The organism is Nocardioides dubius, from assembly GCF_039528155.1.
Classification (GTDB): Bacteria; Actinomycetota; Actinomycetes; order Propionibacteriales; family Nocardioidaceae; genus Nocardioides; species Nocardioides dubius.
In genome coordinates this window covers 284,622-303,927 of record NZ_BAAALG010000011.1, presented here as the reverse complement: position 1 = coordinate 303,927, position 19,306 = coordinate 284,622, and the positions used below count along the sequence as shown (strand labels likewise).

The window sequence follows — 19,306 nt, the reverse complement described above, 5'->3', positions numbered from 1 at the left end:
GCACCCCTGCCATCTGGAGGCAACATCATGAGCAACCCCCGACGTCGCAGTCTCGCCGCTCTCGGCGCCCTCGGCCTGATCGGCACCCTCGCCCTCTCGGCCTGTGCCGAGGACGCCGCCGGCGACCAGTCCGGCGGTGAGGGCGTTTCCTTCGGCGCCACCAAGGAGGAGTACCAGGAGGCGTTCGCCGACATCGAGCCGATCTCGCTGTTCACCCAGTCGCCGGCACCGAAGGGCTCGCCGGTCGGCAAGAACTTCGAGGACTACTTCGCCGCCGTCGAGGAGTGGTCGGACGGCAAGATCACCTTCGACATCTCGTGGTCCAACGCGACCGCGGCGCCCACCGAGGTCGACGACGCGCTCGCCGACGGGCGCCTCGACGTCGGCAGCGTGATGGCGGGCTACGAGCCCGACCTCTACCCGACCTACGCAGCGCTCTCCGACACCAGCTACATGGGCAACGGCAACCCGCTGGAGATGGTGATGGCCCCACACGGGTACATCACCGACATCGTCAACAGCGACGGCGCGGTCGGCGACGAGTTCGCGGCCCGCGGGATGAAGGTGCTGGCGCCGGCCTTCACCGGCGGCATCAACGGCATCTTCTGCAGCGACGCTCGCCGCGACCTCGACTCCCTCAAGGGCGCCCAGGTGCGGATCTCCGGAAGCGCCCACTCGGCTGAGGCGAAGGCACTGGGGATGAGCCCGGTCTCGCTCGACTACGCCGAGGTCTACGAGGCACTGCAGCGCGGCGTCCTCGACTGCGCCTACGCCGGGGCGACGGTCGTCCTGCTCGGCGACCTGCTCTCGGTGGCCCCGCACGTCATCTTGGACTCCAAGACCTCCTTCGGGCAGGTTCCCTCCGCGCTGGCGATCAGCCAGGCCAAGTGGGACGAGCTGCCCTTGGTGGCCCAGCAGTTGATGTACGACCGCGCCGACGTGTTCGTCCAGTCGAACATGGAGGGTCTGCTCGACATGTACCGCCAGGTGCTGGAGCTCGTGCCTGAGAAGGACGGCACGATCGCTGGTCTCGACGAGGCCGCCCAGAGCGAGCTTGACAAGGGCAACGAGGAGTTCCTCAACGCCGTCGCCGACAACAAGGCGATCCAGGACGGCAGCGCCCTGGTGGAGGCGATCCGCTCCGGGGCCGACACCTGGAAGGCGAAGGTCGGCGAGCTCGGCTACGACACCGAGGTCGACTACGCGGATCTGCCTGAGCACCTCGCGGAGAACGAGGTCGACTTCACCGCGTTCATGGATGCCTGGCGCGAGGTCGCCAAGGCCTCGCGGCCGTCCTGAGTCCCGTCCGAAGCCTGAGGAGCGAGTTCGCACATGAACGATCAGATCCCCACGGGGAGCATCGACGAGGTCACTGTTGCGGCCGAGGCCGCCCGATTCATCGAGCGCGGCGTGGTGCCGCACGTGATCGGAGGCAAAGAGGTCGACTCCCTCGACGGCCGCACCCGCGAGATGGTCAACCCCTCGACCGGGCGTGCCTTCGGCAGCGTCGCGCGGGGTGGCGCCGATGACCTCGATGCCGCGGTCTCTGCCGCCCGGGCTGCCTATGAGGACGGTCGGTGGCGGCGGCTGACGCCGCGGGCCCAGGAGGCGATCTTGATCCGGCTTGCCGGATTGCTCGAGGAGCACGCCGAGATCATCGGCGACCTCGACGCGCTCGACGCGGGCATCCTGCGCCGGTACGCGGGCTTCATCGCGAACTACTCGGCCAACGCGCTGCGCTACTTCGCCGGCTGGCCCACGAAGCTGGCCGGATCGCTCCCGCCGGTGGGGCCGGACTACGTCGTGCAGGAGCGGATCGAGCCGGTCGGTGTGATGGGCGTGATCAAGCCGTGGAACGGCCCGGGCGCGATCTTCGCCCAGGTCGCTCCGGCGCTCGCGGCCGGCAACTCGGTCGTGCTGAAGCCGGCCGAGCACACCCCGCTCAGCGCCACCTACATGGCTCGGCTCGCGCTGGAGGCCGGGGTGCCCGAGGGCGTCTTCAACGTCGTCCACGGCGACGGCGAGGTCGGTGCCGCGATGGTTGCGCACCCCGGCATCAACCGGATCTCGTTCACCGGCTCGGTGCGGACCGGCCAAGCGCTTGCCGCCGCAGCCGCGCAGACCTTCAAGCGGGTGAATCTGGAGCTGGGCGGCAAGTCGCCCGTGCTGGTCTTCGCCGACGCCGACCTGGAGGCCGCGGCTGCCGCGGCAGCGGGCTCGGTGTGGAACAACTCGGGACAGGTGTGCACCGCCGGAACCCGGACCCTCGTCCATGCCGACATCTACGACGACTTCCTCGAGGCGGCGATCGCCGCATCTACCGACCTGCGGGTGGGCCACGCCTTCGACGAGGCCACCACCATGGGTCCGTTGATCACACCCGACCAGCGCGCCAAGGTCGAGCGATACGTCGAGATCGGGCAGCAGGAGGGGGCCTCGGTGGTCTGGCGTGGCAGCGTCGGGGACGCCGAGGGCGGCAACTATGTGGCGCCGGTGATCTTCGCCGGCGTCCGCAACGACATGACCATCGCCCGCGAGGAGATATTCGGCCCGGTGATGTCGGTCCTGCGGTTCACCGACGAGGCGGAGGCCTACCGGTTGGCGAACGAGACCGAGTTCGGGCTCGCCGCAGGCGTCTTCACCCGCGACATCGCGCGGGCCAACCGGGCCGCCGATGCGCTCGACGTCGGCACGGTATGGACCAACTGCTACCAGGTGACCGACGCGGCGGTCTCCTACGGCGGTGCGAAGGCCTCGGGATACGGGCGAAGCCTCGGCGCGCCCGCTCTCGACGAGTACACCCGGCGCAAGAGCGTCTGGTCCAAGAACTACTGAGGAGACCGGTGAGGAGATACGAGAACCGGATCGCCCTGCTGATCGGGGCAGGCTCCGGCATGGGCCGGGCCGCAGCACTGAGGATCGCCGAGGAGGGCGGTCACGTGTGGGTGGCCGATCTGAACGAGGAGAGCGCCCGGGCGGTCGTGGACGAGGTCACCGCCGCTGGCGGGCGGGGCACGCCCGTCGGATTGGATGCGACCGACGTCGAGGCGTTGCGCAAGCTCTATGCGCGCATCGAGGCCGAGCACGGGGTGCTCCACGCCGTCCACTACCAGGTGGGGATCCCCGGCCCCTCCGGCCTTGCGGTGGACGAGAACCAGTGGCAGCAGGTGATGGACGTCAACCTGAAGTCTGCCTACTACTCCGCCACTCTCGCCTTCGATCTCTTGGAGAAGGCCGAGGGCAAGGGCAGCATCACCTTGACCAGCACCGCGGCCGCGATCATCGGCTCGGCGCGCAGCCCGCTCTATTCGATGTCGAAGGGCGCGCTGCTGCCGTTCGTGCGTGGGCTGGCGGTGGTCGGCGGCCCGCGGGGCATCCGGGCCAACGCCGTCTGCCCGGGAATGGTGGAGACGCCGATGCTGAGCTCCTTCTTCCCAGGGCAGGAGGACCGCGACAGCAGTGAGCTAATGGCCGGCTTCAAGACGGGCGTGCCGCTCGGTCGTGGTGCGCAGCCGCGGGAGATCGGCGACGTCATTGCCTTCCTCAACAGTGACGACGCCAGTTACGTCACCGGCGTCTCGATCCCGGTCGACGGAGGCGTCACCGTGCTCTGAAGCCTGTATCCAACAAGCGACGAATCCCCTTGCTTGCAAGGGGATTCGTGCATTTCTGGGCGCAGCTCTATTCCTCCCGAGAATTCCTTGACAGCCAAAGATCATGAGGAATATCGTCCTGTGATGCGGGGCACACTCTCAGTCTCCGCTCACAGACGGGAGACACTGAGTGAGTACGAGCCGGCCAACGCTGGAAGCGGCCCCGACGACCTGGCGGGCGCCCGACGGGCTGCGGATCGCGGGGGAGAGGCTGGGCTCCGGTGAGCGCGGCACGGTGATCTTCGCCCATGGCATCGCGCAGAGCCGGCACTCCTGGCGCAAGGCAGCCGCCGAAGCGGCAGCGGCAGGCTTCGCCGCCGTCATCTTCGACTCGCGCGGGCATGGCGACTCCGACCACGCACCGGGCGGCGAGTACTCCTCTGCCGGCAACGCCCAGGACCTTGCGCCGCTGTTGGTCTCGGCCACCGCGCCGGTCTATCTCGTCGGCTACTCCCAGGGCGGCGACGCCGCGATCGAGGCGCTGGACCTCGGCACCGTGGTAAGCGGCCTGGTGCTCGTCGACGTCGCCCCGTGGGTCGAGCCCGCGGGCGTGGGCGACGTGCAGCGCTTCTTGGAGGCCAGCCTCTCCGGCTTCGACGCCGCCGAGCAGGCGGCAGCTGCGCTCGGCCTGCTCAACCCCGACCAACCCGCACCGCCGGCCACGGCCGTGACGCGCAGCCTCGTCGAGCGCGACGCACGGCTCTACTGGCGCTGGGACCCACGGGTGTTCGACACCGACCCCGACCTCGACGCGCGGGGGCGCCGGCTGGATGCGGTGCTGTCCCGCTTCGAGTTGCCGGTCCTGCTGCTGCGGGCGCGTGAGTCGCAGATGCTGAGCGACCGCTCGGTCGCCAGGTTGCGCGAGGTCCGACCCGGCGCCGAGGTGCGGGTGCTGGACGGCGTCGCGCACGGCGTGAGCGGCTCGACGAACCACGTCTATTGGCGGCACATCCACGACTTCATCACCTCGCTCGAAGGAGCACGCAATGACTGAGCTCGAACTCGGCGCCTTCCTGCCGCAGGACGAGATGCGCACGCCCGACGACGTGTTCGCGTGGGCTGAGGGCATCGAGCGTCTCGGCTACCGCTACGTGGTGATGGCCGACCACGTGGTGGGACTCGACCCGGTCGTGCACCCGCAGACCGCGCCCTTCGGGCGTCCTGAGCCGTACACGACCAAGAACCGCTTCCTGGACCCGCTGGTCCTGATCCCCGCTCTGGCCGCGCGCACCGGGCTGCGGTTCATGACCGCCGTGATGCCCCTGCCGCAGCGTCAGGCCGTGCTGGTCGCCAAGCAGGCCGCCACCCTCGCCTGGCTGTCGCAGGAGCGGCTCACCCTCGGCATAGGCCTCGGCTACCTTGAGCCGGAGTTCCAGGCGCTCGGTGTGCCGTTCGCCGCGCGGGCGCGCCGGGTGGAGGAGCAGATCGAGGTGATGCGGCGGCTCTGGCGTGATGAGGTCGTGGGCATCGACGGCGAGTACCACTCCTTCGCCGGAGTGGGGCTCAACCCACGCCCCGCCAGCGGCGCCGTGCCCATCTGGATCGGTGCCAGCACACACGCCGCGCCCCTGGCCCGAGTCGGGCGACTGGCCGACGGGTGGCTTCCGCTCCGGGTGCCCAAGCACGGCTTCGAGGAGGACCTCGCCGTCGTCCGCGCCGCCGCAAAAGAGGCTGGGCGAGGCGACCTGCCGCTCGGCATCGAGGGCCGCGTGCAACTCGCCTCGGGCGGACCCGACGTTGCCGCGAGGCGTGCCGGCTCGTGGTTCGCAGCCGGCGCGACCCAGGTGTCGGTGGACGCCGAGCATGCGGGTCTACGTGGGGTGGACGCTCACCTGGAAGCGCTGGCTGCGGTGGTCCGCCAGGTTCGGGAGGCGCGGCATGCCTGAGTCGGAGGCCAGCATCAAGCGGGTTCCGCTGATCGCCTCGGGGAGCCGGATGCTCGGGGCCGACTTCGACCGGATCGCGGCGGCTACTGCCGCGTGCGCCGACGACGGCAGCCGCGTGCTGGTGCTGGGCTCGAGCACGCCCGGCATGTTCACCACCGGTGCCGATCTCGACGAGGCACGCGCCGCGCTCGACGACCCGGCAGCGTACGTGCGCCGGGTGAGCGCAGCGGTGCGTGCGATCGCCGAGTGCCCGGTCCCCACCATCGCGGCGGTCGGGGGACCCTGCGTGGGCATCGGCTTCGAGATCTGCCTCAACACCGACTTCACCCTCGCCTCCGCAGACGCCTGGTTCTGGTTTCCGGAGATGGGGTTCGGCCTGCCTCCGGTCGCCGCAGCAAGCACCTTGGCGCAGCTGGTCGGGCCGCGCCGGGCAATGGCCCTGATGGTGCGGGCCGAGCGGATCCCGGCCGAACAGGCGCGGGCGGAGGGATTGATCGACGACGTCGTCGCCGGGCAGCAGCTCGCTGCCGCGGTCACCGACCTGGCGGCTCTGCTTGCGGGGCGGAGTGCGGATGCGGTGCGCGATCTGCGCGCCGCGGTTCGCACCGGGCCGAGTGCCGATGCGCTCGACGAGCAGGCCACCGGCTGGCTGGTCCGTGCCTTGGCAGGAGGTGCCTGATGATCGAGCACACCATGCAGGACGTCCAGCTGACCCTGGACTCGCTGATCCGGCACGGCCGATCGGTGCACGCGGCGAAGCGCGTCGTGAGCGTCACCGACGACGGCCTCCGCACCGACACGTTCGCCGAGGTCGCGGAGCTCGCCGATCGCCTGGCCACCTGGCTGTGGGCCGAGGCCTGCCCAGCGGGTGGCGTGGTCGCCACGATGATGTGGAACCAGGTCGAGCACCTCGTCACCTACCTGGCCGCCACCTCCACGGGCCTGGTGCTGAACCCGATGAACCCGCGACTGGACGCAGCGCAGAACGCTCATGTACTGAGCCAGGTACGCCCCGACGTGGTCGTCGTCGATCACACCATGTTCGAGCAGTGCCGCGAGGCGCTGGCCGAGACCGACCTCGCGCCGGTGCTCGTCGTCGTGGGCGAGCCGGCCGCCAACATGCCTGGCGTGGTCCGGTTCGCGGACGCCGTCGCCACCGAGGCCTCGGCGGAGCTGCCGCGTCCGGTCTCGGAGCAGCAGGCGGCGGTGATCGCCTACACCAGCGGCACCACCGGGCCCCCCAAGGGCGTCGTCTACTCGCATCGCAGCATCTGGCTGCATGCGCAGATCATCTGCACCCCGAACGTCTACGGGATCGGTGAGGGCGACCGGATCCTCGCCTCGGTGCCGATCTACCACACCAACGCGGCGAGCCTGCCGCTCGGCGGGTGGATCTCGGGTGCCGACCTCGTGCTGCCGGGCAGCTCGCTGGGCCCGGCCAATCTCGGCGGCCTGATCGAGGAGAGCGCGGTCACCCATGCAGTCGGGGTGGCCACGCTGTGGAACGACCTGCTGCGCTGGTGGGAGGAGGGTGGCGTCGACCTCTCCAGCCTGAAGCTGGTGGTGTCCGGTGGCAGCGCGCCCCCGGCGCACTTGATCAAGGGATTCCGGGCCCGTGGCGTGCCGATCATCCAGGGCTGGGGGATGACTGAGTCGATCGGCATCAACTCGATGGGCCACCCGCCTGCAGCCGCCGACGCGCAGACCAGCCTGGAGTACCTGCGCACCTACGCCGGCCGGATCGTGCCCGGCGTCGAGTTGCGCGTGCGCGGCGACGAGCACGCCGAGCAGCCCGGCGAGCGGGCGGTGGGGGAGTTCGAGGTCCGCGGCCCCTGGGTCACGGCCGGCTATATCGGGATCGCCGATCGCGCGGACTGGTTCGCCACCGGCGACGTCGGCTATCTGACCGACGACGGGTACGTCGCGATCACCGATCGGCTCAAGGATGTGATCAAGTCCGGCGGCGAGTGGATCTCCTCGCTCGAACTCGAGAAGGCGCTCGAGACGCACCCCGAGGTGGTGCGCGCGAGCGTGGTGGCGATCCCTGATGAGCGATGGCAGGAGCGTCCGCTGGCGTTGGTGGTCGCCCGGGCGGGCGCGGTCGACGTGCCGGAGCTCAAGCGGTGGCTCCAGAGCCGCGTTCCGCGCTGGTGGACCCCGGAGCGGTGGGTCGCGATCGAGGAGATCCCGCTGACCTCGATGGGCAAGCCGGACAAAGCACGGATGCGCCGCGCCTACGCGGACGGCGCCTACAAGGTCTTGACGTGACGGCTGCCGCAGGGGCGGGGCGTCGAGTTCTCGGACGAGTTAACCCAACAGTGAACGAGAGAATGGTGAAGGCAAGTGCGTAGAACAAGAAGTGTCGCCCTGGCGGCGGTCATGGGTGTGGTGCTGTCCGGCGCGCTTGCTGCATGCGCCGAGGACGGCGGAGGTTCGCAGTCGGGTGGCGACGGCGTCGCCGCCGGCGCGACCCAGGACGACTACGTCAAGGCGTTCGAGGACGTCGACGCGATCACGCTGGTCGCGCAGACCCCGGCCCCCAAGGGGTCGGTCACCGGTCTTCTCTACGAGGACTACTTCAAGGAGATCGAGGAGTGGAGCGGCGGCAAGCTGAAGTTCGACGTCAACTACGCCTACGCGATCGCTCCGGTCACCGAGCAGGACGACGCTCTGCGTGACGGCCGTCTGGACATCACCTTCATCAGCCCGATGCTCGAGCCCGACCAGTACCCGGCCAACGCCGCGCTGGTCGACATGACGTTCGTCGGCAACCAGTCGCCGACCGTGGGCCCGCTGCAGGGCCACGGCACCTGGAACTCGGTCGCCTTCGAGCACCCGCAGGTGCTCAAGGAGCTGGAGGATCAGGGCATGCATGTGCTGATGCCGGCCTTCGCGGGCGGGCCGAACGGCATCTTCTGCACGGAGAAGCGGGCCACGGCGGCCGAGATCGACGGCACGTCGATCATCGCCAGCGGCACGCTGCAGGGCAAGCAGCTGCAGGCCTTGGGCGCCAGCCCGGTCTCGATCGACTTCACCGAGGTCTTCGAGGCGCTGCAGCGCGGCACCGCCGACTGCGCGGCGAACAGCCTGCGGGTCACCGAGCTCAACGGCCTGGCTGAGGTGGTCCCGTACGCGGTCTTCGACGAGAGCCTCGCGCTCGGTCAGAGCCCCGGTGCCTTCGCCGTCAGCAAGGCGCGCTGGGACGAGCTGCCCCTTGTCGCGCAGCAGTTGCTCCACGACAAGATGGACATGTTCCTCAAGTCCAACATCTCCGGTGCCAACGCGATGGCGGTCACCGCGCTGAAGTCGCTCGACGCCGCCGGTGGCTCGGTGAGCGGCTACGACGATGCCGCACGCACCAAGCTCGAGGAGTTCAACTCCTCGGCGCTGGCGGGCATCGCCGACAACGACAGGCTGGACGACGGCCAGGCGCTGGTGGACACGTTGACCGCCTCCTCCGAGGAGTGGGCCGGCATCGTCGAGGAGATGGGCGTCGAGAGCGTGGCCTGGCCGGACTACGTGGCCTGGTCCGGCTCGAACGAGGTCGACCTGGACGCATTCGTGGCGACCTTCATGGAGAAGGTCATGTCGCCACACCGCCCCAGCTGACCCAGACCCAGTCGCGGGGGAAGGTCGCCGATCGGCGACCTTCCCCCGAACCGCATCCCGGCCGAAATGGTCGGGGATTTCACTTGCTTCATTTCTCATGATGAATTAGATTTCGTGGTGAGGGTCACGGTCGCGGGCCCACGAGGAGGAACCATGGATCAGCCGGATCTCGCCGCTCGTCTTCAGAGCGTGGTCGACGACCTGGAGATCCGCCGCGTCGTGCACGAGTACGCCGCCCGGGTCGACCTGCGGGACTGGACCGCGCTGCGCCGTGTGCTCGCCGACGACGTCGAGGTGAACTACCACAACGGGCGCACGATCGTGACCGGCGGCGACGAGGTCGTCGAGTACATCCGCACCAACACCGCCCACCTCGCCTGGCAGCACCACAACGTCACCCCCTACGACGTCCAGGTCAATGGCGATCACGCAGCGGGCCGCAGCTACCTGATCTCGCACCAGGTGCTCACCGACGCACCGACCGAGGTGCTGATGATGGCCGCCTTCTACGACTGCGAGTTCGTCCGCGTCGACGGCGCTTGGCGGCTCCACCGGATGGTGCACCAGATCAAGGTGGCCACCTTCCACCCGATCCAGTCCCAGCCGACCGCGTCGGCCGACATCCCGCCCGCGGTCCAGCACTGATCCCGGCGCCCCGCCCGAACCACACCTGCTAGGAGACTCCGTTGAACAACAAGATCGTCGACCCCGCCGAGGCCGCTGAGGCCACCGCCCGCCTCGAGCGCGCCAAGGCCGCGGGCTGCCCGGTGGTGCACTTCGACTACACCACTCCCAAGCCGGCGCTGAGCTACTTCGACGAGTTCGACAAGCTGCGGGCCGAGACGCCGGTCGCCTACAGCGACTACGGCCCGGGGTTCTGGATGCTGCTCACCGCCGAGCTGGTGCGCGACGCCTACCAGGCCCCCGAGATCTTCAGCTCCAGCGCCACCATCCCGACGGTGCCGCACCCGGACTGGCAGTGGATCCCGACCATGATCGACCCGCCGGAGCACGCCGACTTCCGGCGCGTGCTGAACGTGGCGTTCTCCCCGCGCTTCGTGCGCAACCTCGAGGACGTCATCCGCCAGGACTGCGTCGACACCATCGAGTCGTTCCTGGCCGACGGCAAGGTCGACTTCCTCGATCAGTTCGCCAAGGTCTTCCCGACCCAGGTCTTCCTGCGCATCCTCGGGCTTCCGCTCGAGCACACCGACATGTTCATGGGCTGGGTCGAGACGGTCTTCGAGGGCCTGGGTCACTTCGGCGACTTCGCCGACGACCAGCTGCAGGCGCAGAAGGAGATCCACGCCTACTTCGCCGAGGTCCTGAAGGATCGCCGCGCCAACCCGCGTCCGCAGGAGGAGGGCGACTTCTTCACCATCCTCGCGACCAGCAAGGTCGGCGACCGGGTGATGACCGACGAGGAGTTCCTCAACATGTCGGAGGTGCTGCTGCTCGCCGGGCTCGACACGGTGAAGAGCCAGCTGAGCTACATGTTCTACCACCTCGCCACCACCCCGTCGGACCGCGAGTGGATCACCCGTGAGCCGGAGATCATCCCCAACGCGGTCGAGGAGTTCCTGCGCGCGCACACCATCGTGATGGGCGCCCGCCAGGTCGCCCAGGACACCGACTTCGGGGGCTGCCCGATGAAGAAGGGCGACATGGTCATGGTCGCCGGGCCGTCGGCGTCGCGCGACGAGGCCGAGTACGACAACCCGGCCCAGATCCAGCTGGACCGCAAGGTCAACCGGCACTTCTCCTTCGCCGCCGGGCCGCACCGCTGCGTCGGCGCCCACCTGGCACGCACCGAGCTGGCCATCGTCTTGGAGGAGTGGCACAAGCGGATCCCGAACTACCGGGTCACCAACACCGAGGGTCTGGTCGAGAGCGGCCCGCAGGTGGGCATCGAGGCGCTCCACCTGGCCTGGGACTGACCGAGCTTTCGAGCGCGGAGGGAGAACACGATGAAGCTGACTGTCGACACCGGCAAGTGCAGTGGTCACGGACGCTGCTACAGCCTGGCCCCCGACTACTTCGACTGCGATGACGAGGGGTTCCCCATCGTCTTGCGACCCGACCTCACCGCAGCAGACGTGGTGGCCGTAGGCGACGCCGTCGCCAACTGCCCCGAGCGTGCCATCGCCATCCTCGAGGAGGGCTGAGGTGCCGAGCAGCCCCGACACCGAGGGCGCCGAGCTGGCCGCCTGGGTGGAGCAGGCCCGCGCCTGGCTGGGCGACAACGCCCCGGCAGAGCGGGCGGTGCGCGACCCGCACGACGTCTCGGTGTTCCACAACCTCAGCCATGACGACGAGCTCGCCATCCTCGACCAGCTCCGCGCCTGGCAGCGCCTCAAGTTCGAGGCCGGCTACGGTGCGATCTCCTGGCCCACCGAGCTGCACGGCGCCGGACTCAGCAGCGCCCACGCCGACGCCTTCAAGGCGGCCGAGGGGGAGGCGGTGGCGCTCACCCGTCACGAGCTCTTCTCGGTGACCATCAACCTGATCGCGCCCACGATCCGGCTCTTCGGCAGCGACGCCCTCAAGTCGAGGGTCTTCCCGGGCCTGCACGACGGGTCGCAGCTGGCCTGCCAGCTCTTCTCCGAGCCCGCCGCGGGCTCCGACCTGGCTGCGGTCGCCACTCGCGCCGTCCGCGACGGCGACGACTGGGTGCTCAACGGCCAGAAGGTGTGGACCTCCGGCGCGCAGTTCGCCGAGTGGGGTCAGGCGCTCGTGCGCACGGACTCGTCGGTGGCCAAGCATGCGGGGCTGAGCGCCTTCCTGGTGCCGATGGACGCCCCGGGTGTCGAGGTCCGCCAGATCAAGCAGATGTCGGGCGGCACCAGCTTCAACGAGGTCTTCCTGACCGACGTGCGGGTTCCCGACGCCTACCGGCTCGGGGAGCCGGGCGACGGCTGGAAGGTCACCCGGGCCACGCTCGGGTTCGAGCGTGCCAACGCCTCCAACAAGTCGGGAGTGGGCGGCAGCTTCGAGCAACTGCTCGAGGTCGCCCGCCGCAGCGGCGCAGACCGGGACCGAGCGGTCCGCGCCCGGCTCGCCGAGATCCGGGCCCGCGAGGTGGCGGCCGAGGTGTCGCTGCACCGCGAGCAGCGGGCGCGCGACAGCGGCGAGCCCCCTGGCGCGAGTGGCTCGATGCGCAAGCTGCAGTGGGTCCGCAAGCTCGGCCTGGTCTCCGAGACCGCCCGTGAGCTGCTCGGCCCCGAGCTCATCGCCGACGACGGCCGGCCCGGTCGGTTCTCCTGGAACGCCCATGTGCTGGGCGCGCCGGGCTACCGGATCGCCGGTGGCGCCGACCAGATCCAACGCAACATCGTCGCTGAACGTCACCTGGGCATGCCCGCGGACAAGGCTCCGCAGCCCGCCGTGGCGTCCCCCGCAGTCAAGGAGCAGACCTGATGAGCACCCTCATCGACCTCAGCGGCCGCGTCGCTGTGATCACCGGCGGCAGCCGGGGCCTCGGCCTCGAGATGGCGCGGGGCTACGCAGCCGCAGGCGCCGACGTCGTGATCGCCAGCCGCAAGCAGGAGACCTGTGTCGAGGTGGCCGAGAAGCTCAGCGCCGAGTACGGCGTCCGTGCGCTCGGCATCGGCGCCCACGTGGGCGACTGGGACGGCTGCCAGGCCCTGGTCGAGGCGACCATGGACGAGTTCGGCCGCCTCGACGTGCTGGTCAACAATGCCGGCATCGCCCCGCTCTACGAGAGCCTGGAGACGGTGAGCGAGGCGCTGTTCGACAAGACCTTCGACGTGAACCTCAAGGGCCCGTTCCGGCTCACCACGATCGCTGCGCCGCGGATGAGCGAGGGCGGCTCGGTGATCAACGTGAGCAGCATCGCCTCGGTTCGCCCCAAGGTCAGCGACCTGGTCTATGCCGCGGCGAAGGCCGGACTCAACACGCTCACCAAGGGGCTCGCCCAGGCCTACGGGCCCAAGGTCCGGGTCAACACGATCATGGCCGGGCCGTTCCTGACCGAGATCAGTGAGGCCTGGTACACCGACGAGTGGCGCGCCCGGGCCCAGTCCTTCCCGCTGCAGCGCGCGGGCCGGCCCGACGAGGTCGTCGGCACCGCCCTGTACTTCGGCAGCGACCTGTCCAGCTTCACCACCGGAACGGTGCTCCCCGTCGACGGCGGCCGTACGGCCATGTCGTGACCCGCCGCCCGTCCCCGACCACTCCTCTCCGAACGGAGGACCTCATGACCGTCGCCACCGAAGGCGCCGCGACCCCGACGCCCGACCCGAGCCGCCGCCCGGTGCCCCGGGTCGGCCCGTTGGCCGGCGTGCGGGTTGCCGACTTCTGCTGGATGGGCGTCGGCTCGGTCGCCACGCGCATGCTCGGCGACTTCGGCGCCGAGGTGATCAAGATCGAGAACCGGCGCCGCATCGACCGGCCGCGTCTGCTGCCCATCTACAAGGGCGAGGCACGCAACTACGGCGAGGAGATCGCCGACGCCGACCCCAATCGGGGCGGGCTGCACAACAACTACAGCCGCAACAAGCTGGGCATCACGGTGGACATGAAGACCGCCAAGGGCCGCGAGCTCGTCGACCGGCTGATCGCCGCCTCCAGCGTGGTCACCGAGAACTTCGCGCCCGGCGTGATGGAGCGTTGGGGACTCACCTACGAGGCGCTCAACGAGCTGTCGCCGGAGGTCGTGTACGGCCGGATGAGCGGCTTCGGCCACTCAGGGCCGCACGCGCACTTCAAGAGCTACGGCCCGATCGTCCAGGCGGTGAGCGGACTCTCCTTCATCTCTGGGCTGCCCGGCCGTGAGCCGTCAGGCTGGGGCCTGTCCTACATGGACAACCAAGCCGCCTACTACAACTCCGCGGCGCTGATGATGGCGATCCTGCGTCGCAACAAGACCGGCAAGGGTGCGGAGGTCGACGTCTCCGCCGTCGAGGTCGGCATCTCGATGATCGGTCCCGACATGCTGGACGTGACCGTCAACAAGAACGCCACCCGCCGCCCGGACTTCCCACGTGGCAACCGGCTCGACGACCCGGCCGCCGCCCCGCACGGCGTCTATCCGTCGGCCGGCGAGGACCGCTGGGTCGCGATCGCCGTGCTCGACCAGGCCGAGTGGGAGAGGTTCGTGCACGCCATCGGCGATCCCGACTGGACCCGCGACTCGCGCTTCGCCACGCCGTCCGAGCGACACGCCCATCAAGACGAGCTCGACCGACACGTCAGCGCGTGGACCGTGCAGCGCACCCGCCATGAGGCGATGGAGACCCTGCAGGCCGCCGGCGTGCGTGCCGGCGCGGTGCAGGACGCCGAGGACCTGAACGAGACCGACCCCCAGCTCGTGGCACGCGGCACGTTCTTCGAGCTGGACCACCCCGTGATCGGCGAGGCCCGGTTCGAGGGCACCCCCATCGCGTTCTCCCGCACCGTGCAGCAGACCTGGCGCTCGGCGCCGCTGCTCGGCGAGGACAACCACTACGTGTTCGGCGAGGTGCTCGGGCTCTCAGGCGAGGAGATCGCCGAGCTCGAGGACGAAGGAGTGATCTGAGATGTGGGACGGACCCACCGGTGAGCTGACCTACAGCGGGCTCCGCGTCGTCGAGCTCGCCGAGGAGGCCTACGGCGAGATCGTCGGCAAGCTTCTCGCCGACGAGGGCGCCGACGTGGTCAAGGTGGAGCCGCCCGGCGGCTGCCCCGGACGCCGCATCGGCCCGTTCGCCGACGGTGCCGACGATGACCCGGACGCCAGCTTGCACTTTTGGACCTACAACACCGGCAAGCGGAGCGTCGTCATCGCTCCCGACGACGTCGCGACGCGTGATGCGCTGATCGCCACCGCCGACGTGCTGATCACCTCGGATGGTCCGGCAGCGTTGGCAGCCCGGGGGATCGACCTCGACGCCCTGGTCGCGGCGCACCCCGGCCTGATCGTCGTCTCCGTCTCGCCCTACGGCCTGACCGGACCGTGGGCGGACCGGCAGAGCAGCGATCTGGTGGCGCTCGCCGTCGGCGGTCCGCTGCTCAGCTGCGGCTATGACGATCACTCGATCCCGCCGATCCGTCCCGGCGGCAACCAGGGCTTCCAGATCGCGGCCAGCTTCGGCCACACCGGTCTGCTGCTCGCGCTGCTGGAACGCCAAGCCACCGGCGCGGGTCAGATCGTCGACGTCTCGATGCACGAGGCGGTGGCGGTGAGCGGCGAGCTCGCCAACCCCTACTGGTTCTACCCGCGCGTGCACCTGCACCGGCAGACCTGCCGCCACGCGCAGCCGTCGCCGACCCAGCCGGCGCTCTTCGAGTGCGCGGACGGCGTCAGCGTGTACTTCGCGCTGATCCTGAGCGACACCCGTACCTGGCAGACGCTGGTCGCGTGGCTCGACACGATGGGGCTGGCGCTCGACCTCGGTGATGAGGCCTACCTCGCTCTGAGCCACCGGCAGGAGCACTTCAGCCACATCCAGACCATCATGGAGGCGTTCTTCATGATGAAGGACTCCGCCGACGTCTACCGCGAGGCGCAGGAGCGCGGCCTGCCGCTCGGCCCGGTGCTCTCACCCGAGCAGCTGCTGGAGGACCCGCACCTGATCGAGCGCGAGTTCTTCGTGCCGGTCGAGCTGCCGACCGCCGGCGAGGCGCTGTTCCCGACGAGTCCGTACCGGTTCTCCTACGGCAACGGGCGCCCCGGGACGCCGCCTCGTCTCGGGCAGCACACCGAGCAGGAGCTGGCTGGAGTGTCGGATGGCTGACGACGTGAGCTACGACTGGGCGCCCGATGCGTGTGCCATCGCCGGCATCGGCACCACCGAGTACACCAAGGCGTCCGGGGTCTCGGTGACCGCGCTCGCAGCCGAGGCCTCCCTCGCTGCGATCCGCGACGCCGGGCTGGAGCCGGGGGACATCGACGGTTTCGTGCGCAGCGACTACGACGAGACGTCGCCGGCCGCGCTGGCCGACTCGCTCGGCATCACCGATGTCGGCTACTGGGGCCAGACCGGTGCCGGTGGGGCAGCGCCGTGCGCGATGGTCGGACAGGCGGTCGCTGCGGTGCGCAGCGGCCTGGCCAAGAACGTCGTCGTCTACCGCGCCCTCAACGGCCGCTCGGGACGCCGGCTCGGCAAGGGCGTCGCCGCCACGGGCGCCGTCGGCGGAAACTCCACCTACCTCGAGCTGTTCTCGCCGTGGGGGATGACCTCGCCGGGACAGTTCTTCGCGATGATCACTCGTCGCCACATGCAGCAGTTCGGGCTCACCGAGCGCACGCTGGCCGAGATCGCGATGGTCTGCCGTCGTCGCGCCAACGCGAACCCTGCCGCGCTGATGCACGACCGGACGATGAGCCTCGACGACTACTTCGCGGCCCGGATGATCTCCTCCCCGCTGCGGCTCTTCGACTTCTGCCTGGAGAACGACGGCGCTGCTGCTGTGGTGGTCACCTCGACCCCGCGGGCTCGTGACCTGGCGCAGAAGCCGGTGCTGATCCGCTCGGTGGCGCAGTCCACCGGTACCACGCGGATCGGGCCGGGGCAGATGTACCCGGTGCTGATGAGCGATTCGCTCACCGAGCTCCCGTCGCGGCGGATCGCCGAGCGGCTCTACCAGCGTGCGGGCCTGACGGCCGCGGACGTCGATGTCGCCCAGCTCTACGACTGCTTCACGATCACGCTGTTCCTGCAGCTGGCCGACTACGGCTTCTGCAGCCAGGAGGACGCCGCCGCGTTCGTCGAGAGCGGAGCTCTCGACCTCGGTGGGGCGATCCCGGTCAACACCGCAGGAGGCCAGTTGTCCGAGTCGTACATCCACGGCATGAACCACGTCATCGAGGGAGTCCGGCAGATCCGGGGTACCTCGACCGGGCAGGTGGAGGGGGCAGAGGTCTCCCTGGTCACCTCCGCACCGCCGCCGGGAAGCAGCGCATTGCTGCTGGTGGCGCCGTGAGCGCCGCGGAGACCGGCGTCGGCATCGAGCCGGTGACCGACGACCCGGACACCGGGGGATTCTTCGCCGCCGCGCGCGAGGGGCGCCTGGTCGCCCAGGAGTGCGTCGGGTGCGGCAATCTGCAGCAGCCGCCCCGGCACCGGTGCGTGGCGTGCCTGTCCACCGACCTCGCCTGGCACGACCTCCCGCCCCGCGGCACGGTGCACACCTGGACCGTGGTCGAGCACCAGATCAACCCGAACTTCCCGGCGCCGTACACCGTGTTGCTGGTGGACGTCGAGGACGCGGCGAGCAACGTTCCTCTGCGCTTCCTCGGACGGATCCCCGGTCGCGTCGAGCCCGAGCTCGGCGCCGCCGTCGAGCTCGTCTTCGAGACCGTCGGCGACGCCGTCCTCCCCAACTGGCGTCTCGCCTGAGTCACCCGACCTTCGCCGGCGCAGCCGGCACCCGACCACGCTAGGAGCAGCCCCATGGGATGGGACTTCCAGACCGACGCCGAGTACCAGGAGAAGCTGGACTGGGTCGAGCAGTTCGTCCGCGAGGAGATCGAGCCCGCCGACCGGATGTACGCGCACCCCCTCGACATGAGGGACCCGGTGCGCAACGCGCTGATCAAGCCGCTGCAGGTACAGGTCCGCGAGCGTGAGTTGTGGGCCTGCCACCTCGGCCCCGAGCTCGGCGGCCCCGGCTACGGCCAACTTAAGCTGGCGCTGCTCAACGAGCGAATCGGCACCACGCTGTCGGGCCCGGTGGTCTTCGGCACCCAGGCACCCGACTCCGGCAACGCCGAGGTGCTGGCCCACTTCGGCTCCGAGGAGCTGAAGGACCGCTACCTCAAGCCGTTGCTCGAAGGCGAGATCGCCTCCTGCTTCTCGATGACCGAGCCTGCCGGTGGCTCCGACCCGACCGGGTTCACCACCCGCGCCGTGCGCGACGGTGACCACTACGTCATCAACGGCGAGAAGTGGTTCTCCTCCAACGCCAAGTTCGCCGAGTTCCTGGTGCTGATGGCGGTCACCGATCCTGACGCCGAGCGCCACAATCGGGCCTCCATGTTCATCGTCCCCGCGGACACGCCGGGCTTCGAGATCGTGCGCAACGTCGGGGTCACGGGTCACGCCGGCCACGAGGGCACCCACGCCTACGTGCGCTACAACGACGTGCGGATCCCGGCCGAGAACCTGCTGGGTGCGGAGGGTGAGGGCTTCGCGGTCGCTCAGGTGCGCCTCGGCGGCGGTCGCATCCACCATGCGATGCGCACGGTCGCGCTGGTGCGTCGCGCCCTCGAGATGATGATGGAGCGTGCGGTCTCTCGCGAGACGCGCGGCAAGCGGCTGGCCGACCTGCAGCTCGTGCAGGAGATGGTCGCCGAGTCGTGGGTGCAGCTCGAGCAGTTCCGGCTGCTGGTGCTCCAGACGGCGTGGAAGATCGACCACTACAAGGACTACAAGTTGGTCATCAAGGACATCGCCGGGGTGAAGATGGCGATGCCCAAGGTGCTCCAGGACGTCGCCGGCCGGGCGCTGCAGGTGCACGGCTCGCTGGGCATCTCCACCGAGATGCCGCTGGGCAAGTGGGTGCTCGAGAGCTTCCACATGGCGATCGCGGACGGCGCCACCGAGCTGCACAAGCAGCAGGTCGCCCGGCAGCTGCTGCGCGACGTCGACCCGGCCCCCGACCTCTTCCCGTCGCAGCACACACCGCGTCTCGAGGCTGCCGCGCAGGAGAAGTTCGCGCCGGTTCTCGCCGCCCTGGCCGCAGAGGGTGCACAGTGATCCTCGCCGACCTCGAGCTCGCCGAGACCCGCGCCGAGCTCGTGGACGTGGTCGACGCGATGGTGCAGCGGGTCGCCCCGCGCACTGACGCGGTGCTGCGTGCCGACAAGGCTGCAGGCGGCGTCATGGACGACGCCCTCTGGCGCCGGCTCAACTCCGAGATCGGCGCTGCCGGCCTCGCCGTGCCCGAGGAGTGGGGCGGGAGCGGGGCCAGCCTGGCCGAGCTCGCCGCTGTCGCCGAGATCCTCGGCGCGCAGCTCACCACCGTGCCGCTGCTCGGCACCTGGTTGGCCCTCGAGACCCTGGTGCGCAGCGGCGACGCCGCGCAGACCGCGACGGTCGCCTCCGCGCTGGAGGCCGGCGACGCGCTGGCGGTCTCGTTCGACACCGCGCAGGTGCGCGCCGAGCAGCTCGACGGCGGCTGGTCGCTCACCGGTGAACTCGACCGGGTGGTCGAGGT

At 69.8% G+C, this 19,306-nt stretch carries 18 protein-coding genes and 1 pseudogene; all 19 read left to right on the top strand.

The features are described from left to right. Nucleotides 1-27 precede the first annotated feature (27 nt). Nucleotides 28-1,299 (top strand): TRAP transporter substrate-binding protein DctP, encoded by a 1,272-nt coding sequence (gene dctP / locus ABD151_RS14525; RefSeq protein WP_343995480.1) that lies wholly within the window; start codon nucleotides 28-30, stop codon nucleotides 1,297-1,299. 33 nt (nucleotides 1,300-1,332) lie between these two features. Then, the gene (locus ABD151_RS14520; RefSeq protein ID WP_343995479.1) at nucleotides 1,333-2,835 is read left to right on the top strand and encodes an aldehyde dehydrogenase family protein; all 1,503 of its coding nucleotides are present in this window, start codon (nucleotides 1,333-1,335) and stop codon (nucleotides 2,833-2,835) included. Between the two features lie 8 nt (nucleotides 2,836-2,843). Beyond that, on the top strand, nucleotides 2,844-3,614 hold the full coding sequence (locus tag ABD151_RS14515) for an SDR family NAD(P)-dependent oxidoreductase (protein ID WP_343995478.1): 771 nt from the start codon (nucleotides 2,844-2,846) through the stop codon (nucleotides 3,612-3,614). A 169-nt stretch (nucleotides 3,615-3,783) separates the two neighbouring features. After that, nucleotides 3,784-4,647: an alpha/beta fold hydrolase gene (locus tag ABD151_RS14510; protein ID WP_343995477.1), complete on the top strand. Its 864-nt coding sequence runs from the start codon at nucleotides 3,784-3,786 to the stop codon at nucleotides 4,645-4,647. Then, complete coding sequence (locus ABD151_RS14505) at nucleotides 4,640-5,539, top strand: TIGR03619 family F420-dependent LLM class oxidoreductase (RefSeq protein ID WP_343995476.1); 900 nt, start codon at nucleotides 4,640-4,642, stop codon at nucleotides 5,537-5,539. The genes ABD151_RS14510 and ABD151_RS14505 overlap by 8 nt, the downstream gene beginning before the upstream one ends. Continuing rightward, nucleotides 5,532-6,218 carry an enoyl-CoA hydratase/isomerase family protein gene (locus ABD151_RS14500; protein ID WP_343995475.1) on the top strand — a complete coding sequence of 229 codons (687 nt, stop codon included), beginning with the start codon at nucleotides 5,532-5,534 and terminating at the stop codon, nucleotides 6,216-6,218. Before ABD151_RS14505 ends, ABD151_RS14500 begins: the two co-directional genes overlap by 8 nt. Beyond that, the gene (locus tag ABD151_RS14495; protein ID WP_343995474.1) at nucleotides 6,218-7,807 is read left to right on the top strand and encodes an AMP-binding protein; all 1,590 of its coding nucleotides are present in this window, start codon (nucleotides 6,218-6,220) and stop codon (nucleotides 7,805-7,807) included. The genes ABD151_RS14500 and ABD151_RS14495 overlap by 1 nt, the downstream gene beginning before the upstream one ends. Nucleotides 7,808-7,918: 111 nt before the next feature. Further along, on the top strand, nucleotides 7,919-9,148 hold the full coding sequence (gene dctP, locus ABD151_RS14490; RefSeq protein WP_343995473.1) for a TRAP transporter substrate-binding protein DctP: 1,230 nt from the start codon (nucleotides 7,919-7,921) through the stop codon (nucleotides 9,146-9,148). Nucleotides 9,149-9,301: 153 nt separating this feature from the next. Continuing rightward, nucleotides 9,302-9,793 (top strand): nuclear transport factor 2 family protein, encoded by a 492-nt coding sequence (locus tag ABD151_RS14485; protein ID WP_343995472.1) that lies wholly within the window; start codon nucleotides 9,302-9,304, stop codon nucleotides 9,791-9,793. Nucleotides 9,794-9,834: 41 nt separating this feature from the next. After that, nucleotides 9,835-11,085 (top strand): cytochrome P450, encoded by a 1,251-nt coding sequence (locus tag ABD151_RS14480; protein ID WP_343995471.1) that lies wholly within the window; start codon nucleotides 9,835-9,837, stop codon nucleotides 11,083-11,085. 30 nt (nucleotides 11,086-11,115) lie between these two features. After that, nucleotides 11,116-11,313 carry a ferredoxin gene (locus ABD151_RS14475; RefSeq protein WP_343995470.1) on the top strand — a complete coding sequence of 66 codons (198 nt, stop codon included), beginning with the start codon at nucleotides 11,116-11,118 and terminating at the stop codon, nucleotides 11,311-11,313. 1 nt (nucleotide 11,314) lies between these two features. Then, a complete protein-coding gene (locus tag ABD151_RS14470; protein WP_343995469.1) occupies nucleotides 11,315-12,565 on the top strand; it encodes an acyl-CoA dehydrogenase family protein in 1,251 nt (416 codons plus the stop codon). Continuing rightward, nucleotides 12,565-13,320, top strand: a complete 756-nt coding sequence (locus ABD151_RS14465) for an SDR family NAD(P)-dependent oxidoreductase (RefSeq protein ID WP_343995468.1) — start codon at nucleotides 12,565-12,567, stop codon at nucleotides 13,318-13,320. Before ABD151_RS14470 ends, ABD151_RS14465 begins: the two co-directional genes overlap by 1 nt. Before the next feature lie 44 nt (nucleotides 13,321-13,364). Beyond that, entirely contained in the window at nucleotides 13,365-14,684 is a 1,320-nt protein-coding gene (locus tag ABD151_RS14460) for a CaiB/BaiF CoA transferase family protein (RefSeq protein ID WP_343995467.1), read from the top strand. Between the two features lies 1 nt (nucleotide 14,685). Further along, nucleotides 14,686-15,882, top strand: coding sequence for a CaiB/BaiF CoA transferase family protein (locus tag ABD151_RS14455; protein WP_343995466.1), 1,197 nt, complete (start codon nucleotides 14,686-14,688; stop codon nucleotides 15,880-15,882). Further along, the gene (locus ABD151_RS14450; RefSeq protein WP_343995465.1) at nucleotides 15,875-17,071 is read left to right on the top strand and encodes a thiolase C-terminal domain-containing protein; all 1,197 of its coding nucleotides are present in this window, start codon (nucleotides 15,875-15,877) and stop codon (nucleotides 17,069-17,071) included. Before ABD151_RS14455 ends, ABD151_RS14450 begins: the two co-directional genes overlap by 8 nt. Beyond that, nucleotides 17,068-17,487, top strand: a complete 420-nt coding sequence (locus tag ABD151_RS14445) for a Zn-ribbon domain-containing OB-fold protein (RefSeq protein ID WP_343995464.1) — start codon at nucleotides 17,068-17,070, stop codon at nucleotides 17,485-17,487. Before ABD151_RS14450 ends, ABD151_RS14445 begins: the two co-directional genes overlap by 4 nt. Before the next feature lie 54 nt (nucleotides 17,488-17,541). Beyond that, nucleotides 17,542-18,846, top strand: a complete 1,305-nt coding sequence (locus ABD151_RS14440) for an acyl-CoA dehydrogenase family protein (protein WP_343995463.1) — start codon at nucleotides 17,542-17,544, stop codon at nucleotides 18,844-18,846. Continuing rightward, nucleotides 18,843-19,306 (top strand): annotated as a pseudogene (locus ABD151_RS21945) (acyl-CoA dehydrogenase family protein); the annotation flags it as partial. The gene ABD151_RS14440 and the pseudogene ABD151_RS21945, both read left to right, overlap by 4 nt.